The organism is Spirillospora sp. NBC_01491 (assembly GCF_036227065.1).
GTDB lineage: Bacteria > Actinomycetota > Actinomycetes > Streptosporangiales > Streptosporangiaceae > Spirillospora > Spirillospora xylanilytica.
The window spans coordinates 8,080,766-8,097,208 of the sequence record NZ_CP109432.1 but is presented as its reverse complement, the minus strand read 5'-3'; the positions used below and the strand labels follow the sequence as shown (position 1 = coordinate 8,097,208).

Here is a 16,443-nt window from a genome sequence, read left to right as displayed (position 1 = left end):
AGATCAGCGAGTGCTTGATACTAACCTAGTAGCTTCCTGTTTTTGAAGTGCTAGATCAATTATGCGGAAGCATTGAGCCTCCCGGTCCAGAACGGTTGATCTTGGATAAGCGGCGGGTTACGTTGCTCGGTGCCAGGGCAAGTGATCTCCGGTTGAGGCCCGTCCGCGGGCGGAGGAGCTGATCCAGCATGCGCACCACGTTCTTCGCTGTCCTGACGGCGGCGGCGGCCGGGACGGCGGCGGTGGCGGCCCCGGCGCAGGCCGCCACGACCACCTGGACGGTCACCAACCCCAACGCCGACGGGGCCTTCACCAGCCCCGGCGGACCCCTGACGGTGAAGAACGCCGCGGGCGAGGTGCTGGTCACCTGCGCCGGCCTAAACGCGAGCGGGCACGCCACCGGCCGCACCAACACCACGGGCGCGCTCGGCACCCTCGAAACCAGCGAGGGGACCACGTGCGCCGGTCCCGGGGGCGTGAAGTGGAGCGTGCGGATCGACTCGTCGCACTGGAACGCGCCCCTGACGGGCACCGCCTACGACGCCGCCCAGGGGAGGACGTCCATCACGGCCGGATGGGTCCAGTACGTTCTCGGCTCGCTCGACGGCAAGTGCGCCTTCGTCACCCAGAACACCAAGCTGAGCTACGTCAACGGCACCGGCACCTTGAAGGCGACGACCGCCCAGGCCCAGTTGGGCACCCTCCCCGACGGGACCACCTCGTGCGCGGGCTCCCTCACCGCAGGAGAGACCATCGGCTTCGACGCCTCCTTCAAGCTCACCCCCGCCATCAAGATCTCCGCCACGACGTCGTGACGGCTTAGAGCTGTCCCGCACCGTGGGGCGGCGGACGGTGCGGGACCGCCGGTGACGGCGAGGGCGCCAGTCAGTTCTGTGGGATGCCCAGCCCGTACAGGTCCAGGCTGTAGCCGCCCTTGCCCAGCCATGCCGTGCAGTGCAGATCGTCCAGCGGTACGTCCTGGACGCGCAGGGTGTTCACCAGCACCCGGGCCGCGGCCTCGATGTCGGAAGGCCGAGGATGGCCGAAATCGATGACGTGGACCAGGTTCTCCGCGTCGTCCTGCTGCCAGCCCAGTTCCGCCGCCTTGCGCGGATCGAGTCCCTCCGTGCCCGCTTCCAGATGCAGCAGCCGAGCGTCGCAGCGCAACTGGACGAACCCCGGGTACCGGTCGGTGACCGGTGCCATCACCAGCACCACTTCCTGATCGAGCGGCCCCATGGCGCCGGATAGCGCCGCCAGCGTCTCCTCGAGCCACTCGCCGAACTCGTCCCAGGTCTCGGCGAGGTGGCCGCCGGGGACGAACACGCCCTCCAGCGCCGCGCCCTCGGTCGTGGTGGCCTGCCACACCCCGATCTCGGCGACCGCGTCGTCACGCTCGCCCCATTTGGCCAGCTGGTACTCGTGGTTCTCGGCCACATCGGCCGGCAGCAGCCGCAACCGCACCGTGTTTCCGGTCCGCTCGATCTCCAAGAGGGTCTCCGGCCGGCGCCAGCGCAACACCGGGCCGGGCCCGCGCCAGATCGGCGCCGGACCGATCCGCTTCTCGGCCGCCGCCTTGGCCGCCAGGAACACCTCTGTCAGAACGGCCGTCTCCCCGGTGCGCGCCAGCTCGCACTCCAGCATGGTGAAGGCGCCCTCGCGCGGCGACCCGTGCACATGCCCCCGGTAGGCGAAGTTCCACCCGTCCGGCAGCGGCCCGATGAACGTCAGCCCCTCCGCGAGTTCGGACCGGAGCCTCCAGCCCAGACCGGCGGCCGCGCGCTCCATCGCACCCCGGTCCCACTGCTCCAGATCCAAGATGTCGAAGCGGTGGACCAGGTGGTCGATCTCGGCATTGGTCAGCCTGATGCTCATGCCGCGAACGCTAGCGACCCTCACCGACATCTCGGGCGCAGTTCACGTCGACCCCGACCACCTGCGGGACAGCGGCCGGCGGTTTGGAAAGATCCCTCGTCTTCCGGACAAGTACTGGAGGACGGCACCCGGAAGGCGAGGAGAGCGCATGAGGAACCGCTGTGGACGAGGATGAGTTCGCGGCCGTCTACGCACAGGCCTACGAGCCGCTGCTCGGCTACGTCCTGCGGCGCTGCGGCTCGGTCGACGACGCGGCCGACATCGTGGCGGAGACGTTCACGATCGCGTGGCGCCGCGCGGCGGAGGTGCCCGGGGGCGACCAGGCCCGGCTCTGGCTGTTCGGGACGGCGCGGCGCGTGCTGGCCAACCACCGGCGCGGCGAGCGGCGGCACCTGCTCAAAACGGCGGCGCTGCGAAGCGAGCTCGAGGCGATGTCCGGAGCGGTGCCGGGGCCGGAGGACGCCGCGCCGGTGGGTCGGGTGTTCCGGGAGCTCGCAGAGGCCGATCGCGAGGTCCTCACGCTGGTCGCCTGGGAGGGGCTCGGCGTCGCGGAGATCGCGACCGTCCTCGGGTGCTCGCGCAACGCGGTGAGCATCCGGCTGTACCGCGCGCGGCGGCGGTTCGCGCGCCGGTTGCGGGCCGCCGGGGTCGACACTCCTTACCCCGCCGCCCCGGCCGGCCGGCTCGGCCGGGCGGAGAGGGCGGCGTCGTGACCGGTCCGAGGTTCGATCGTGCAGGAGATCAGATGACGGCTTCCATCGACGACCTCGTCGCGGGCCTGGCCACCGTCCGCGACGAGGAGCTGACCAGCGGTCCCGGGGCGCGCGAGCTGCTCGCCGCCATCACCGCGGAGCGGCCGGAGGCCGTGCGGGCGCCGCGTCCCCGGTACGCCCGGTTGCTCCCGGCGGGCGCCGCGGCGACCGCGATGGCCGCGATGGCGCTCGTCGCGCTGACCGGTGCCGGTCCGGAGCCGGTGCGTACTTACGCCAACGCGGCCGTGGCGATCGAGCACAAGGGCGAGGTGTACGAGGTCCGCGTCAAGGACGCCTACGCCGACCAGCGGGAGTTCGCCGAGGCGTTCGCCAAGCTCGGCCTGAACGTGAGGCTGAGCATCGTCCCGGTATCGCCGCGCTCAGAACGCCGGGTCCTCAGCTTCGGCGGGACGGCGGAGGGCGACGACAGGCAGATGCCCACGGGCGGCCGGACGAGGGAGGTGGACGTCACGCCGTTCACCTGCCCGCCCGCGGGAGCCTGCCCCCTCACGCTGCGGCTGAGCGGCGACGTTCACTCCCCCATGGAGGTGACGTTGGGCCGGCGGGCCCGGCCGGGAGAGGTCTACGCCGACGACCCGCCCCAGCAGGGCGATCCGCTGAAGCGGCTGAAGCTGAGGGGGCTCACGGTCGCGGACGCGCTCGCGCGGCTGCGCGGGAACGGGCTCGGGGCCGTCTACGAGATCGGGTCCTTCACCCCTGGCGGGTCCGGGAGCTGGTTCACCCCGGCCCCCTCCTGGCGTCCCGCCCCCGGCCGGCGTGTCACGGGTGCGTGGCTGCACAGCTCGCAAGTGGCCACGCTGATGGTCAGCCCGGCCGAGGGGGACCCTCAGCCCACACCGACCGGGTGACCCGCGTCGAGCGGACCGCCCGCACCGCCCGCACCGTCAGCGGGGGCGGGGCGGGTGGACCGCGATGAACAGGCCGGACGCGCTGACGCACACGTCTCCGGCCGCCGAGATCTCGCCGCCGGAAGGGGGCGGCCCCTCCCGCGGGTCAGAAGACTCCGGGGCCGCGCAGGGTCGCCTCGGCGCCGCCGTCGACGTAGAGGACCTGCCCGGTGACGTGCGAGTTGGCGGGGCTCACCAGCCAGCGCAGCACCTCGGCCACCACCTCGGGCTCGGCGTGCCCGTTCAGGGGCATCGGCACCGCCTCGTCCATCACCCGGCGCATCGCCGGATCCTCGAAGAGCGGCGTCGTCATCGGGGTGAGCACGACGCCCGGCGCGACCGCGTTGAGCGGGATGCCCGCGCCCGCCCACCCGGGCGTGACCGCGCTGCGGCGCAGCCACTGCGCCAGCGCCGACTTCGACGAGGGGTAGAGCCGATGGCCCGCGTGGCGCGCCACGGTCCGCTCGGCCGCCGCGAGGGCGGCCGTCTCGTCGCCGTCCAGGCACGCCGCGATCACGTCGGGGTCGGCCTGCTGGGTGCCGGAGATCGAGCCCGCCACCGCGGCGCGCGGCCGGACCGCCGCGGCGAGTGCGGGCCGCAGCCCGTCCAGCATCGCCACCACGCCGAAGAAGTTCACCCGGACGGTCAGCGGGGTCGGCCCGGAGAGGCCGGCGCACAGGACGGCGCCGTCGAGCGTCCCGCCGCACAGCCCGAGCACCGCCTCGACCGCGTGCGCGCGTCCCTCGGGGGTGGCGAGGTCTGCGGTCACCTCGGCGTCCTTCAGGTCGACGCCGATCACCTCGTCCCCCTGGTCGCGCAGCAGGCCGGCCACGGCGCGGCCGATACCGGAGGCGCTCCCGCTCACCGCGATCGTGCGTGTCATGTCGATGGTCCCTTCGCTCGGGTCGGGCACGGGATCGCCGTCGGCCGGGATCTCGGCCCCGGCGACGGTACCGGCACGGGCCGGGGAAGAACGATCGCCCGTCCCGGTCACCGGGAGGGATGGCCTCCATCGGACACTTCGAACCGGACGCCGCCGGGCCGGGGACGTGGCCCGCGAGGGGCTGGCGCACCTCGCCGACGGCCCGGTCTGGATCGCGGGCGGCACCGCGGGGCCGCCGAGAAGCGCAGCGGGTTCCCCCGCGCCGAGCTCGTGGCCGGGGCCCACGAGGCGTCCCGCAGGCTGCTCGGCCACGACGGCTGACCGATGCGGGCGGGGTCAGGCAAGGGCCTCGTAGGCCGGGCCCGCGCGGTCGTCATCGGCGCGGGCCTCGACCAGGACGGCGAAGCCCCAGTAGCCGTCCCGCGCCCGCCCACCCCGTAGCAGCTTTGATCATCGTGGCCGCCGCGCAGTCCACTCATCGGGACCCGGCGCGGCTCATCCCGGCTTGCCGGTGTCCTCGATCAGCCGGGCCAGCGCCGGGATCCGGGCGGCGAGCGGGTCGGCCATCGCGAGCTGCGCGCGGACGGCGAGCAGCGCCGGCACCCACCACGGCGCGTACACCGTCCGCGCGCGCCGCTCGACGCCGCCGGCCATCGCCGCGCCCGCCCGGTCGACCGGGATCGGCGCGCCGAGCCGGCGCGGCATCTTCTCCAGGCCCTCGCGCAGCGCGGGACGGGTGATCAGCCCGCGCACCAGCTCGGTGTCGACGGCGCCGAAGTAGGCGATGCCCACCTGGGTCCCGGTGTGCGCCAGCTCGATGCGCAGGGCCCGGCCGAACGCCTCGATGCCCGCCTTGGACGCCGCGTACCCCGCGACGGTCGGGCACGGGATCGCGGCGGCGATCGACGAGGTCATCAGGATGTAGCCGCGGCGGGCCCGGACGTGCGGCAGCGCGGCGCGGACCGTCCGCCACACCCCGAGCAGGTTCACCTCCACGACCCGCTCGAACGCGGCGGGGTCGACGCTCTCGACGGTCGCGTTCGGGCCGCTGATGCCGGCGTTGGCGACGACCGCGTCGATGCCGCCGTGCCGCGCCGCCACCTCGTCCATGACCGCGGTCATGGCCCCGGCGTCGGTCACGTCGACGGTGAACGCCGCGGCCCGGTCGCCGAGCCCCGCGGCGGCCTCGTGCACGCCGGCGTCCCGGTCGAGCAGCACCACCCGGGCGCCCGTGCCGATCAGGCGGCGGGCGGTCGCGAGCCCGATGCCGCGCCCCGCCCCGCTGATCACGATCACCCGGCCGGTCAGCGGGCTCTTGCCGTCGGTCCTGGAAGTCGCCATGCCCGAACCGTAGGCCGGGCGCCAACCGGGGTGAATGGCGACACCGGACCGCCTGTTGATAATTTCGGACCATGCCGCCGGAATCGCAGCAGCCTCCCCCGCCCTGGGAGTTCCGGCGCGGCCCCGCCGCCGCCGCGATCCTGCTCCGGACCGGCGCAGCGCACGGGCTCTCCGCCGAAGCGTGCCTGCGCGGGTCCGGGCTGAGGCCCGGCGACCTGGGCGGGGACGCGGGCGCGATCGAGGCGCGGCAGGAGCTGGCGATCGTCCGAAACCTGCTGGCGGAACTGGGAGACCGGCCCGGCCTCGGCTGCGAGGCGGGTGCGCTGCACACCCTCGGCACCACCGGCGTCCTCGGCTACGCCCTGCTCTCCAGCCCGACGCTCCGCGCGGCGATCGGCCTCGCGCTGCGCTACCTGGCGCTGAGCCCGTCGTTCCTGCGGCCCGCGCTGCGCGAGGACGGCGGGCGGGCCCGGATCCTGCTCGACGACCGCGACCTCCCCGGCGACGTCCGCGCCTTCCTCGTCGAACGCGACCTCGCCGCGATCGGCGGGCTGCTGCCGGTGCTGTTCGCCGGGCGGCTCCCCGCCGCGTCGGCCGAGCTCGAGGTGCGGGTGCCGGCCAGCCCGCAGCTCCGCGCGGCGGTCCCCGTCGCGCGGATCCGGTTCGACCGGCCGCGCAACGTGGTGACGTTCCCCGGCGTGCTGCTCGACGAGCCGCTGCCCGCCGCAGACCCGGACATCGCCCGGGTCTGCCGGGACCAGTGCCGCGAGCTGCTGGACCGCCGCGGCGGGCGGCAGGGCTCCGCCGCGGCCGTCCGCGGGCGGCTGCTGGCCCGCGCCGCGGCGCCGCCCGGCATGGCCGAGATCGCCGCCGAGCTGGGCGTCACGCCGCGCACCCTGCACCGGCGGCTGGCCCGCGAAGGCGCCTCGTTCCGCGCCCTCCGCGACGAGGTGCGCCGTACCCTCGCCGCCGAGCTGCTGGTCACGACCGGGCTGACCGTCGGGCAGGTGGCCCGCCGGCTCGGCTACGCCGAGACCGCCGCGTTCACCCACGCGTTCTCCCGCTGGCACGGCGTCCCGCCCAGCCGCTACCGGGACTCGGCCGCCAGGCGCCCCTGAGCCGACGGCGCGACCGGCCCGGCCATGTCCGCGGCGGTCACGGGCGGGCCCGCCCGGTCACGTCTGCGGAGAGAAGGCCGCCGGCGGTTCGGTGCCGGACCAGTCGTGGCCCCAGTAGCCGTCGGCGGTGATCTCCTCGGCGGTGTAGTGCGCCTCGTCGACGAGCATGCCCTCGGTGCCGTACTCGATGTCCCAGCCGCCTGGGTGCGCACGGAGAACGAGACCATCTTGTCGTTGGTGTGCCGGCCGAGCGTGGAGGAGATGGAGAAGCCCCACTCGCGCACCCGGTCCAGCGCCGTCCCGACCGCGTCGAGGCCGTCCACCTCGACCATGAGGTGCACCAGGCCCGGGTCGCCCGCGTACGGCGCGGGCCGCACCGCCAGGCTGTGGTGCCGCTGGTTCACCCCCATGAATCTGACCCTGCGGGGCGGCGCCGCCGGGTCGCCGCCGCTCAGCCGGATCGCGCCGCGCGGCAGGAACCCGAGGACCTCGGTGTAGAAGGAGACCGTCTCCTCCATCCGGGTCGTGGGCAGCACCAGGTGGCCCATCCCCTGGGCGCCGGTGACGAACCGCTGTCCCCGGCCGGTGCGGACGGGCGATGGTCCAGGATCGGTCCGAAGAACACCTCGACCGGGGTCCCGGCCGGATCGTCGAACGCGATCGCCTGCTCCACGCCGCGCTCGGCGGCCTCGGTCTCGAGCGCGCCGGCGTCCCGGCCGCCGCGCTCGGCCTCGTCCCGCATGGTCTGGACGAGGCGGCGCAGGTCGTCGCCCGCGACGCCGAGCGGCTGGAGCCCGTCGCCGAGCCGCCCGCCCGGCGCGCCGCGGGTGGCGAGTGCCCGCCGATGAGAACGGGGTGAGGTAGGTCGGGTTGGTCAGCCCCGCCTCGCGCGGCGCGGACCCGTCGATCACCTTGGCGAACGGGACGACCCGGTGGCCCGGCACGAACGCGTCCCTGACGATGACGTCCTTGCCGCCGGTCCCGCGCAGCCCGACCACGTCCCACGAGTCCTCGACGATCTCGTAGTCCGAGCGCGGCAGGATCAGGTGCAGCGAGACCGGCGGCTGCACCGCCTCGCCCCCGGCGTCGCCGAGGAACCCGCCAAGGAAGATCCAGTCGGAGTGGTCGGTGCCGGAGGAGAACTGCCAGCGCCCGTTGAAGACGTAGCCGCCGCCGACCGGCCGCGCGACGCCCATCGGCGCGTACGGGGACGCGATCCAGGTGTCGGCGTCGCCGCCCCAGACCTCCTCCTGCACGCGCGGGTCGGCGAAGGCCATCTCCCACGGGTGCACGCCGATGATGCCCGCCACCCAACCGGTCGCACCGTCCGGGCTCGCGATCTTCATGACGGTCTCGGCGAACTCGCGGGTGGCATTCGTGCCCGCCGTACCGGGCGGGCTGGAGCAGCCGGATCACGCCGGCCTCGCGCAGCACCTCGGCCGCCTGGTCGTCACTCCCCCCGGGGACGTCGAGCACAGGCTGGAGGCCGTCCGCGCGGCGGGCGCCACCGTGGCGAGCGCCGGCCTGGCGTCCCGCTCGCCCGACCACTACCTCGAACAGCTGGAGGCGCCGCGCATGCTGGACGACGAGGCCGGACTGGCCTTCGGGAGCACCGATGACGGCTGACGACGACCGCCTGGCGTCCGTCGAGGCTCGGCTGCGCGCACTGGAGGACGAGCTGGCGATCACCCGGCCGGTCTGTCGTACGGGCCGACGGTCGACGGCGGCGACGCCGACGGCGTGGCCTCCTCTGGGAGCCGGACGGGGTCTACGACGTCGACGAGCTGCTCATGACCGGGCGCGGGGAGATCGCCGCGATCGTCGGGTCGACCGCCCACCAGCGCCAGATCGCCGGCGGCTGCACGCACCTGGTCGGCGCCCCGCACGTCACGGTCACCGGCGACGCGTCCGCCCTCCGCCCGGTCACCCGGTGGTGAGGCCGCCGTCCACGGCGAACTCGGTGCCGGTGATGTAGGCGGACGCGGACGAGACCAGAAAGAGCACCAGCCCCGCCACGTCGTCCGGCACCCCGGCCCGCTTGAGCGGGATCCGCTCGAGTCGTCCCTCGCCGCGCTCGCGGTTCGCCTCCGCCACCATCGGCGTGTCGACCGCGCCGGGATGCACCGAGTTCACCCGGATCCCGTCGCCGGCCAGGTCCAGCGCCGACGACCTGGTCAGCCCGCGCAGCCCGAACTTCGACGAGCCGTACGCCGCATGCCCCGCGATGCCGCGCAGCCCGGCGGTCGAGGAGATGTTCACGACCGCCCCGCCGCCCGCCGCGCGCAGCGCCGGGACGACCGCCCGGATCCCGAGGAACGGTCCCATCAGATTGACCCGGAGGATCCGCTCGAACCGCTCCTCGGTCTCCTCGTCGACGGGCGCGGTCCGCCAGATCCCGGCGTTGTTGACCAGCGCGTCGATCCGGCCGAACGCCTCCAGCGCCCGCCGCACCACCTCGTCCCACCCCGCCGCCGATGTGACGTCGTGCCGGACGAACAGCGCGGCCTCCCCGATCGACGCGGCCGTCTCGCCCCCCTCCCCCTCCAGCAGGTCGGTGAGGACGACGCGGGCCCCGGCCGCGGCGAGCAGCCGGGCCTCCGCCGCGCCCTGCCCCCGGGCGGCCCCGGTGACGATGGCGACCTTGCCGTCCAGGCGGAGTTCAGGGGTCATGGCTGCTCCTCAGCGTCGATTTCGGATCAAGGAAATCACCCACCGGACCAACCGGGCCAGAACCAAGCCTCCAAGCCGACACGTTCGCAACCGCCAGGTTCCAGCACACCGCCGCCTACCCCGCGGCCCGGTGGACCTGCCGAGTGAGGGTGGTCAACCGGGCCGACGCCGTCCGGAACGACGTCCCCGCCGGATGCAGCGTCAGCACCACCACGATCCGGTCGCCGACCACCCCGCTGGTGTGCAGCACCGGCCGCCCCAGCCCGAGCCCCGGCGCCGCACGCCCGTCCGGCTCCTCCCCGAATCCCGCCCACCCCTGCTTCACCGCCCACGGCCGCCCGAGCGCCCGCGGGATCCCGAACGTCTGGTCGAACCCGTCGCTCCCGCACGGCGTGGCCCTCTCCAGATGCCCCATGACGAGCTCCCGGTCCCGCTCGGACGCCTCGTCCAGCACATACCGATACATGCGCACCACGTCGGCCGCACTGACCGCCGTATACCCCCAGAACCCCGGCCATTCCGCCGGAGGCGGCGCGGTCTCGGCCAACCCCGCCCGCGCCACCATCCGCTCGATGATCTCCCCCTGCCCACCCCGCCGCCACAGCTCGCTGGCCGCCGCGTCATCACTGGACCGCAGCATCGGCCCGAGCAACCCCTCGTCCCGCCCCGACCGCAGATGATCCAGCGCGATCAGGACCTTCACCACCGACGCCGACCGGAACCGCCGACGCTCCCGATACCCCACCAGCGTCTCCCCGGCCCCGCGATCAAAGACCGCATACCCCGCCGACACCCCCTCCACCGGCCTCACCGCCATCCCCACCGGACCTCCAGCCACCAAACCCTGTGCGTACGACCCCGCAGACTGCGCTAGAGTAATCACGCCTGCTGCGGCAGGCACCGGGACGTAGCGCAGTTTGGTAGCGCACTTGACTGGGGGTCAAGGGGTCGTGGGTTCAAATCCCGCCGTCCCGACCGGGTAAGCGCAGGTCAGAAGGGCTTCGGAGATCATTCCGGAGCCCTTTTTCGATCTTGGAAGTCGATGGGGAGCCGAACGGGGAGCCACCGTCACGCGACTGTCGCGGACTTCTGGGTCTTCCTCTTCGTCGGCTCGGCCTTGCTCGCGCCGAACACGGTGTTGATCGCCTCGGCGCCCTTGGTGATCACCGGCCTGAGCTGGTGCCGGTAGACCTCTTCGGTGACCGCCGTCCCGGAGTGCCCGCACAGATCGGCGATGTTCTCGATCGGCACTCCGCTGTCACTCAGACCGCGTTTGAGATCTGTTGTGAAGCCGTAGGACTGGCAGGGCGATCCGCCTTGGTGATCAGTAGGATCGGCAGGTAGGAGGGCATGTGATGTTGCAGGTTCTGTACAGCGGGGAAACCAGGGAGCTTGAGCTCTCCGGGACGCGTCGAGGGCTCCTGGCGTTCGGGCAGCTGCTGCGGGGGAAGGCTGGAAGCTGTGATCTCTCGGAGAACCGGCACCCCTCTCCCTACGAAAGGTCGCTGTCCGAGATCGCGTTCCGGGAGGATCCGGAGCGCGACACCGCTTCGATCGTCACGGAGGACAGGATCCTGAGGATCCAGGGAGGGCGGGAAGCTCTCAACCTCCTCGCCGACAACATCGAAGACTTCGCCTCCGAGGCAGATGCAAGCGATCATTGCCACGTCGACTCCCCGACCTGCGACCACATCGCGCCAGAGTCGGCCCCTCTGGTGATTGCGTTCATGAGGTGAGCGGAGAGCTCTCGGCTGCACGGCGGTCACAGGCCTCAGTGCGAGAGAGTGATCGTGGGCCTGGTCTGGTTGCCGGTCGGCCTCGGGTGAGGCGGCGGACCATGATGCCGATCATCGCCCAGCGGATCATCGTCTCCGAGCGGGCGGGGCTGGTCTCATAGTCCCTGGCGAGGCGCCGGTGGGCGGTAAGTCACGAGAAGGTGCGCTCCACCGCCCACCGCTTGGGCAGGACCTGGAAGCCGCGCTGGTCAGGATCCCTTGCGGACGATCTCCAGCTCACGGCCGAGGATCTGGGCGGTCCAGTCGACCAGACGGCCGGCGAAGCCCTGGTCGGCCCAGACCTTCCGGACCCCGGGGTGGTCAAGCCTGGTCCACCGCAACGGCCGCTTCGCGCCGTCGCGGTCCTGGATGCTCGCCGCGACGACGTGGACGGCCAAGAGCAGGCCGAGGGTGTCGGTGACCATGAACCTCTTGCGGCCCTTCACCTTCTTACCCGCGTCGAAGCCCCTGGTGGCAGCGGGGACGGTATCGGCGGTGCGGACGGACTGCGAGTCGATCAAACCCGCGCTGGGCTCCGCGTCGCGACCGTCAGCTTTACGGCGCCCTCAGCGAACTGGGCTATCCGCAGGTCTCGGCTCGTGAGCAGATCATCCCGAGCCGCGTGCCCACTGACGCGAAGGCGAACGCGCTGGAGATCGGCCCTGAGCGGACCGTCATCGAGATCACGCACGTGGGCGTGACAGCCGAAGGACGGGCGGTCAAGGTGACCATCGCCGTTGCCCCCGTCCACTACCTGACTGCCGGGTACGAGCTCCGCTCACCTGACACCCGGAGGTCGCAAACCGATGATCACGCGTCGCGTTGAGGAGCGCGCCCGGACGCCCGCCGCGATGGCCGAGCTGCCCGCGTTCGTGTACGAACTAATCTCGCTGCACGACTCCAGAGGGATCGTATGCCTAGAAATATTCCAAAAGGCTTATAAAGAGTACTGCAAACTAAGCGAACGCGATGATGTGCTCCGCCGACGCCTCCAGGCATTCCGGGCAGAACTTTAGGCAAAACATGTGCGAAAGGCGTCAACTCCCCCACGCGACCTAGCTCTCAACACCTTCGCAGGCGCATCCGTTACCACTACCGCGGCAACGCCTACGGATCCACACTCCGGCTCTCGCTCGGATGCCTGCTGGGGCTGGAACTGCGGCGAGTCGGAAGCGATATGCGACTAACCTTCGCCCAGATGGGAGAAGCCACTCTCACGGAGTGGATGCACGAACACGCCCAGGTCTGCTGGATCAAGCACCCCGAGCCATAAACAGTCGAGTCAGCACAGATGACACAGCTGAACCTGCCGCTGAACCTCGACCAGAACCGTCACAACGCCTTCCATACTCAGCTCGCGGCGCTGCGTGCTGAAGTACGCCAGCGAGCACGCGGGTTGCCCATCACCAGGTGAGAGGCCCGACTAAGCCCGCTCGCCGATCATGGCTACGGCACCCCGCCCCCAAGTTAGTCCGAGACCGTTCACCTTGATCACCTCCAGGCTCTCTCCCTTCGGCGAGGCGACACCAGCAGGCGAAGCGCCCCCAGCAAGGGATTAGCCTCTTGTGGTCAGAGTACAACCTTGCACGCCAGGGACAGTGTCGATCCTGCCCTACGCCGTGATAGGCACCTAGTGAATCATCTAAGGACTCAGCTAGCAGGGACACCGGGAGCGGCGAATGTCGCACAATGTGCGCCCACATTTCCGAGACGGGAAATGGGTTAGGGGCTACCGAAGAAGGAACCCAGGCCGGCAATCAAACGTCCCCGGGCCAGGCGATGGCGACGACATCGTATTGCGCCTTGCTATTATCATCGTCGCACTGGTCGTGGCAGTCCCAAGTTTGGGCTTCACAGTCAAGTATCTATCGTCGAAATCAACAAAAGGGTCCCAGGCTCAGACACCCACCAATGCACTATCAGTAGCGGCTAGGAATAACTTCAATCGAGCCGAAGCCGCATTGACAGCACACCACCTCAAGACGAAACTCTCAGTGCGATTCGACAGTGACTGCGCGAGACATTCAGAAGGTGAGATGCATGAATACTTCCGATCCAACCCATGCAAGTACCTGGCACGGGCATACATGCAAATCGGAGAAGGAGGTCAAAATCTGGCACTCGCGGCACTCTCGTGGGTGGAAATGCCTAATGTCGATTTGGCTTCCAACTTGAACCATCTTGTCGACGTAGATGTCGGCAATATAATCGAGCTTTCGCGCGAGACAAAGAAATTCGAAAAAATAATCTATGACGAACGCACCTTTATATCTGGAATCAAGGGCACCTTCGTCTGGAGCGTTGAAGTGAAACCCGTTTTTCAAACAGTATCCGACTCTCTGATTAATCAGATCATCACAGATACTAGACAATCTTAGCGGTCAATAATTCGGCCCGCACGCGCAGCTGGCTCGCAGGCCGGAATTTGAGGCCTGGCTCGAAGCTAGCCGATGCAGGCAGGCGGGTATCGCCCGTCTGCCACATCCAGGCTACGGGCGCGCCCCAACGCAAATCGAACTGTCCACCTTGAGGACCACACGGGGACCACACGCGATGCGTCGCGGCGAACACAACCCTGGTCACAGCACTTCACACACACGTTCGAGAGTTGCTTTGAGGTGCACATACCATTTCCCCCGCAGTCCTGGGGGCCAAGGGGGCGTGGGTTCAAATCCCGCCGTCCCGACCGGGTAAGCGCAGGTCAAAGGCCAATTCTCCATCACGGGGAGCTGGCCTTTCGCTTGTTCGTTAGTCGTTCGTTAGTGGACGAACCCCCGCCACCCGGCCGCCAGAAGGTTCACACCGGACGCCACGACATCGACAGGCCCAAGATCCACCCGCCATGTGTTCCAGCTCCCAGGACCGGGCACCCCGCTACGCGCCCCACCGAATCAGGCCACGCCACCACCAACCGGCCACTTTCAACACAAGCCAGCACAACCGCCGATCCCGGCGCTCACAGCCCCCAATGCTGACTTGCCCCTCAGCCAGAGCCACACGCTCAACTGCGCTCACCCCACAGGGACCCGGGTCCAAAGCGCCGCCACCTCGCCCGTCCAGAGCAAGCCGGACAACGCCCGATCAGCGTCAGCAGCCAACATTGCTATTGTCGCAGGCGATCAGCGCGGGGGCGATGACGAGACCACATGCACGACGCAGAGCTTCTCGAAGCCATCCAGGGCGCGCGAAAACGTACGCAAGGATGGCGGCCGTCGAGGGGCCGTGCGTGGCACACGGCCCCTCTCGGTGACATGGCCTGCCCAGGTGCTCAGGAGATCTGGCTACGCACCTGGTTCGCCTCGAGCAGGTTCAGAAGTCCGGCTGTTGGAACGCGATAGACGGTGCCGATTCGGATGACACGGCAGGGAAATTTGTTTCGCTTGGCGAGGTCGTAGGCGCATGTTCGGGAGAGGCCCAGTGCTCTGGCCGCGTCATGATGCTGACGACGGTGGGAGTTCGGCGAGATCGGTGTACTTCATGGTTGCACGATCGTGCCTCCAGACTTATGGGCGGCGAGAAGCTGGCGGGTTCAAGCTGGATGTGGAACTCGAGATCAGGCTGCCGTCGATCGCGGGCGCCACTGACGCCCTCGACTGAGCTCACGACAATCCACGTGATCGCCGTCCGCCTTCAACGTGATCCTCCGTAGTCGCAGTTCGTCCGACCGCACCGAGCCGCGGTGCTCATTCCGGAAGGCTGTGCCCAGAGCGCGGGGTGCTCGTGGTCGTGCGTCGGGACGTGGGTCAGGTGAAGGCGCCGGCGGCGGTGATGGGGGCCAGGATCAGGATGGTCCACGCGAACCAGCGCCGCACCCGGTCGGCGTCCAGTCGTCCGGCGAGCTTGCCTGCGGCCAGGGAGGCGAGCAGCGCCGCGCCGGCGAAGGCGAGCATGATCGTCCAGTCCAGCTCCGCGGCGGTGCCGGCATGCCCAGCGAAGGCGGCGATGGAGTTGATGACGATGATGACCAGGGAGGTGGCGACCGCTTCGGCGGCGGGCAGGCCCAGGAGCAGGGTGAGGGCGGGGACGACGGCGAAGCCGCCGCCGACGCCCAGCAGTCCGGTCAGCAGTCCGATGCCGGCTCCGGTGGCCAGGGCGCGGGGCAGGCAGCGGCGGCGGTTGACACGGCCGCCGGTGGCCCGGCAGGCGCCGCCGGTGCTCTCGCCGCCGCGAAGCATCCGCATGGCGATGACGATCATGACCAGTGCGAAGGCCGGAAGCAGTAGCCGGTCGGGTAGGCCGCGGCCCACTGCCGCACCGGCCAGTGCCGCCGGCACGCCACCGGTGGCGAAGACCACGGTGACGGGCCAGCGCACCTGTCCTTTTCCGAGCCGTGGGACCAGGGCGCCGAGGCTGGAGACGGTGACCACAACCAGCGCGGTAGGAATGGCCACCGTCATCGGCTGCCCGGCCCCGTAGACCAGCACCGGTACGGCCAGGACCGATCCGCCGGCGCCCAGCAGGCCCAGGGTGGCACCGACGATGAGCGCGCCCGCGAGCACCAGGGCGAGGGTCATGCCTGCTCCTGGCTCTCACCGCCGGTACCGCGGGAGCGGAGCTTGGCCAGGGAGTGGTCGAGGTCGAAGCGCGGGCCGCGGTTGTAGGGGAGTTTGGCCAGTGCCATGCCCATGGCACAGGTGTCGGTGACGGCGGCGAAGGCCAGCCCGGCGCCGATCGCACCGGCCAGGAAACGGGCCCGTGGCCAGCGGAGGCTGGCGGCGATGGAGGACGCGACGATGCCGCCGGCGACCAGGCGGACCTGGCGCTCCAGTCCCCACCGCGGCCTGCCGTCGAGGCGGGCGGTGGGGCCGGCCTCGGCGGTCCAGGCGTTCATTCCGCCGGCCAGGATCTGCGCCTGGTCCAGTCCGGCGCCGGTGAGGACGCCGTATGCGCGGGTGGCACGGCCGCCGGTCTGGCACACCAGCAGGATCGGGCCGGCCGCGGCAGCGGCGATGCGCTGCGGGTGGGTCTCGATCTGGTCCAGGGACAGGTTGAGGGCGCCGGGGATGTGAACGGCAGCGTATTCGGCGGGGGTGCGGACGTCCACGACCTGAATGGCGGGGTCGCCGTGCAGGAGGGCCTGTGCGGCGGATACATCGAGGTTGGGAGTGGAGGTCATCAAAG

General features: G+C 70.7%; 21 protein-coding genes, 1 tRNA gene and 1 pseudogene. 12 read left to right on the top strand and 11 right to left on the bottom strand.

Annotated elements, in window-relative coordinates:
* Positions 1 to 188 precede the first annotated feature (188 nt).
* A complete protein-coding gene (locus OHA34_RS37635; protein WP_329520261.1) occupies positions 189 to 815 on the top strand; it encodes a hypothetical protein in 627 nt (208 codons plus the stop codon).
* 70 nt (positions 816 to 885) lie between these two features.
* On the opposite strand, the gene OHA34_RS37630 is transcribed toward OHA34_RS37635, so the two are convergent.
* Positions 886 to 1,875: a DUF6301 family protein gene (locus tag OHA34_RS37630; protein WP_329520260.1), complete on the bottom strand. Its 990-nt coding sequence runs from the start codon at positions 1,873 to 1,875 to the stop codon at positions 886 to 888.
* Positions 1,876 to 2,036: 161 nt separating this feature from the next.
* On the opposite strand from OHA34_RS37630, the gene OHA34_RS37625 reads away from it, so the two are divergent.
* On the top strand, positions 2,037 to 2,588 hold the full coding sequence (locus OHA34_RS37625; RefSeq protein WP_329520259.1) for an RNA polymerase sigma factor: 552 nt from the start codon (positions 2,037 to 2,039) through the stop codon (positions 2,586 to 2,588).
* Positions 2,589 to 2,620: 32 nt separating this feature from the next.
* Entirely contained in the window at positions 2,621 to 3,496 is an 876-nt protein-coding gene (locus OHA34_RS37620) for a hypothetical protein (RefSeq protein ID WP_329520258.1), read from the top strand.
* Between the two features lie 145 nt (positions 3,497 to 3,641).
* Here the strand turns inward: OHA34_RS37620 and OHA34_RS37615 are convergent, their stop codons facing one another.
* Entirely contained in the window at positions 3,642 to 4,418 is a 777-nt protein-coding gene (locus OHA34_RS37615; RefSeq protein ID WP_329520257.1) for an SDR family oxidoreductase, read from the bottom strand.
* A gap of 495 nt (positions 4,419 to 4,913) precedes the next feature.
* Positions 4,914 to 5,759 carry a short-chain dehydrogenase/reductase gene (locus OHA34_RS37610; protein ID WP_285936455.1) on the bottom strand — a complete coding sequence of 282 codons (846 nt, stop codon included), beginning with the start codon at positions 5,757 to 5,759 and terminating at the stop codon, positions 4,914 to 4,916.
* 71 nt (positions 5,760 to 5,830) lie between these two features.
* On the opposite strand from OHA34_RS37610, the gene OHA34_RS37605 reads away from it, so the two are divergent.
* Positions 5,831 to 6,877, top strand: coding sequence for an AraC family transcriptional regulator (locus OHA34_RS37605; protein ID WP_285936456.1), 1,047 nt, complete (start codon positions 5,831 to 5,833; stop codon positions 6,875 to 6,877).
* Here the strand turns inward: OHA34_RS37605 and OHA34_RS37600 are convergent.
* Positions 6,847 to 8,223 (bottom strand): VOC family protein, encoded by a 1,377-nt coding sequence (locus OHA34_RS37600; RefSeq protein WP_329520256.1) that lies wholly within the window; start codon positions 8,221 to 8,223, stop codon positions 6,847 to 6,849. The two genes, OHA34_RS37605 and OHA34_RS37600, sit on opposite strands and share 31 nt — an antisense overlap.
* A gap of 31 nt (positions 8,224 to 8,254) precedes the next feature.
* On the opposite strand from OHA34_RS37600, the gene OHA34_RS37595 reads away from it, so the two are divergent.
* Positions 8,255 to 8,503, top strand: coding sequence for a hypothetical protein (locus OHA34_RS37595; RefSeq protein ID WP_329520255.1), 249 nt, complete (start codon positions 8,255 to 8,257; stop codon positions 8,501 to 8,503).
* A 164-nt stretch (positions 8,504 to 8,667) separates the two neighbouring features.
* Entirely contained in the window at positions 8,668 to 8,814 is a 147-nt protein-coding gene (locus OHA34_RS37590) for a hypothetical protein (protein ID WP_329520254.1), read from the top strand.
* On the opposite strand, the gene OHA34_RS37585 is transcribed toward OHA34_RS37590, so the two are convergent.
* Together OHA34_RS37585 and OHA34_RS37580 are read right to left on the bottom strand one after the other, a co-directional pair.
* Entirely contained in the window at positions 8,801 to 9,547 is a 747-nt protein-coding gene (locus OHA34_RS37585; RefSeq protein WP_329520253.1) for a glucose 1-dehydrogenase, read from the bottom strand. The genes OHA34_RS37590 and OHA34_RS37585 overlap by 14 nt on opposite strands.
* A 115-nt stretch (positions 9,548 to 9,662) precedes the next feature.
* Positions 9,663 to 10,292 carry a hypothetical protein gene (locus OHA34_RS37580; protein ID WP_285936462.1) on the bottom strand — a complete coding sequence of 210 codons (630 nt, stop codon included), beginning with the start codon at positions 10,290 to 10,292 and terminating at the stop codon, positions 9,663 to 9,665.
* Positions 10,293 to 10,448: 156 nt separating this feature from the next.
* On the opposite strand from OHA34_RS37580, the gene OHA34_RS37575 reads away from it, so the two are divergent.
* Positions 10,449 to 10,522: transfer RNA gene (locus OHA34_RS37575), tRNA-Pro, on the top strand.
* Positions 10,523 to 10,615: 93 nt separating this feature from the next.
* On the opposite strand, the gene OHA34_RS37570 is transcribed toward OHA34_RS37575, so the two are convergent.
* Positions 10,616 to 10,798: a hypothetical protein gene (locus OHA34_RS37570; protein WP_285936526.1), complete on the bottom strand. Its 183-nt coding sequence runs from the start codon at positions 10,796 to 10,798 to the stop codon at positions 10,616 to 10,618.
* Positions 10,799 to 10,902: 104 nt separating this feature from the next.
* Here OHA34_RS37570 and OHA34_RS37565 point away from each other — a divergent pair, with 104 nt between their 5' ends.
* Positions 10,903 to 11,283 carry an Imm32 family immunity protein gene (locus tag OHA34_RS37565; RefSeq protein WP_285936527.1) on the top strand — a complete coding sequence of 127 codons (381 nt, stop codon included), beginning with the start codon at positions 10,903 to 10,905 and terminating at the stop codon, positions 11,281 to 11,283.
* Here the strand turns inward: OHA34_RS37565 and OHA34_RS37560 are convergent.
* Positions 11,273 to 11,882: pseudogene (locus OHA34_RS37560) on the bottom strand (transposase); the annotation flags it as partial. The gene OHA34_RS37565 and the pseudogene OHA34_RS37560 sit on opposite strands and share 11 nt — an antisense overlap.
* Positions 11,883 to 11,944: 62 nt before the next feature.
* On the opposite strand from OHA34_RS37560, the gene OHA34_RS37555 reads away from it, so the two are divergent.
* The 4 genes from OHA34_RS37555 to OHA34_RS37545 all read left to right on the top strand — a co-directional run bounded on the left by OHA34_RS37555 (position 11,945) and on the right by OHA34_RS37545 (position 13,700).
* Positions 11,945 to 12,148 carry a hypothetical protein gene (locus tag OHA34_RS37555; protein WP_329520252.1) on the top strand — a complete coding sequence of 68 codons (204 nt, stop codon included), beginning with the start codon at positions 11,945 to 11,947 and terminating at the stop codon, positions 12,146 to 12,148.
* Between the two features lie 171 nt (positions 12,149 to 12,319).
* A complete protein-coding gene (locus tag OHA34_RS38615; RefSeq protein ID WP_443029661.1) occupies positions 12,320 to 12,595 on the top strand; it encodes a GIY-YIG nuclease family protein in 276 nt (91 codons plus the stop codon).
* Positions 12,596 to 12,613: 18 nt separating this feature from the next.
* Positions 12,614 to 12,736 carry a hypothetical protein gene (locus tag OHA34_RS37550; protein ID WP_285936528.1) on the top strand — a complete coding sequence of 41 codons (123 nt, stop codon included), beginning with the start codon at positions 12,614 to 12,616 and terminating at the stop codon, positions 12,734 to 12,736.
* A 622-nt stretch (positions 12,737 to 13,358) separates the two neighbouring features.
* The gene (locus tag OHA34_RS37545) at positions 13,359 to 13,700 is read left to right on the top strand and encodes a hypothetical protein (RefSeq protein WP_329520251.1); all 342 of its coding nucleotides are present in this window, start codon (positions 13,359 to 13,361) and stop codon (positions 13,698 to 13,700) included.
* Between the two features lie 890 nt (positions 13,701 to 14,590).
* On the opposite strand, the gene OHA34_RS37540 is transcribed toward OHA34_RS37545, so the two are convergent.
* The 3 genes from OHA34_RS37540 to OHA34_RS37530 form a co-directional block, all read right to left on the bottom strand.
* Positions 14,591 to 14,788, bottom strand: coding sequence for a helix-turn-helix domain-containing protein (locus OHA34_RS37540; protein WP_443029660.1), 198 nt, complete (start codon positions 14,786 to 14,788; stop codon positions 14,591 to 14,593).
* A 277-nt stretch (positions 14,789 to 15,065) separates the two neighbouring features.
* Positions 15,066 to 15,836: a sulfite exporter TauE/SafE family protein gene (locus tag OHA34_RS37535; protein WP_285936531.1), complete on the bottom strand. Its 771-nt coding sequence runs from the start codon at positions 15,834 to 15,836 to the stop codon at positions 15,066 to 15,068.
* Positions 15,833 to 16,438 carry a rhodanese-like domain-containing protein gene (locus tag OHA34_RS37530; protein ID WP_329520250.1) on the bottom strand — a complete coding sequence of 202 codons (606 nt, stop codon included), beginning with the start codon at positions 16,436 to 16,438 and terminating at the stop codon, positions 15,833 to 15,835. The genes OHA34_RS37535 and OHA34_RS37530 overlap by 4 nt, the downstream gene beginning before the upstream one ends.
* Positions 16,439 to 16,443 lie beyond the last annotated feature (5 nt).

Bases quoted from the DNA above. Each gene is read 5' to 3' on its own strand.
- OHA34_RS37635 (WP_329520261.1), top strand. From the start codon at position 189: ATGCGCACCACGTTCTTCGCTGTCCTGACGGCGGCGGCGGCCGGGACG.
- OHA34_RS37630 (WP_329520260.1), bottom strand. From the start codon at position 1,875: ATGAGCATCAGGCTGACCAATGCCGAGATCGACCACCTGGTCCACCGC.
- OHA34_RS37620 (WP_329520258.1), top strand. From the start codon at position 2,621: ATGACGGCTTCCATCGACGACCTCGTCGCGGGCCTGGCCACCGTCCGC.
- OHA34_RS37615 (WP_329520257.1), bottom strand. From the start codon at position 4,418: ATGACACGCACGATCGCGGTGAGCGGGAGCGCCTCCGGTATCGGCCGC.
- OHA34_RS37610 (WP_285936455.1), bottom strand. From the start codon at position 5,759: ATGGCGACTTCCAGGACCGACGGCAAGAGCCCGCTGACCGGCCGGGTG.
- OHA34_RS37605 (WP_285936456.1), top strand. From the start codon at position 5,831: ATGCCGCCGGAATCGCAGCAGCCTCCCCCGCCCTGGGAGTTCCGGCGC.
- OHA34_RS37600 (WP_329520256.1), bottom strand. From the start codon at position 8,223: ATGAAGATCGCGAGCCCGGACGGTGCGACCGGTTGGGTGGCGGGCATC.
- OHA34_RS37590 (WP_329520254.1), top strand. From the start codon at position 8,668: ATGACCGGGCGCGGGGAGATCGCCGCGATCGTCGGGTCGACCGCCCAC.
- OHA34_RS37585 (WP_329520253.1), bottom strand. From the start codon at position 9,547: ATGACCCCTGAACTCCGCCTGGACGGCAAGGTCGCCATCGTCACCGGG.
- OHA34_RS37565 (WP_285936527.1), top strand. From the start codon at position 10,903: ATGTTGCAGGTTCTGTACAGCGGGGAAACCAGGGAGCTTGAGCTCTCC.
- OHA34_RS37550 (WP_285936528.1), top strand. From the start codon at position 12,614: ATGACACAGCTGAACCTGCCGCTGAACCTCGACCAGAACCGTCACAAC.
- OHA34_RS37545 (WP_329520251.1), top strand. From the start codon at position 13,359: ATGCATGAATACTTCCGATCCAACCCATGCAAGTACCTGGCACGGGCA.
- OHA34_RS37535 (WP_285936531.1), bottom strand. From the start codon at position 15,836: ATGACCCTCGCCCTGGTGCTCGCGGGCGCGCTCATCGTCGGTGCCACC.
- OHA34_RS37530 (WP_329520250.1), bottom strand. From the start codon at position 16,438: ATGACCTCCACTCCCAACCTCGATGTATCCGCCGCACAGGCCCTCCTG.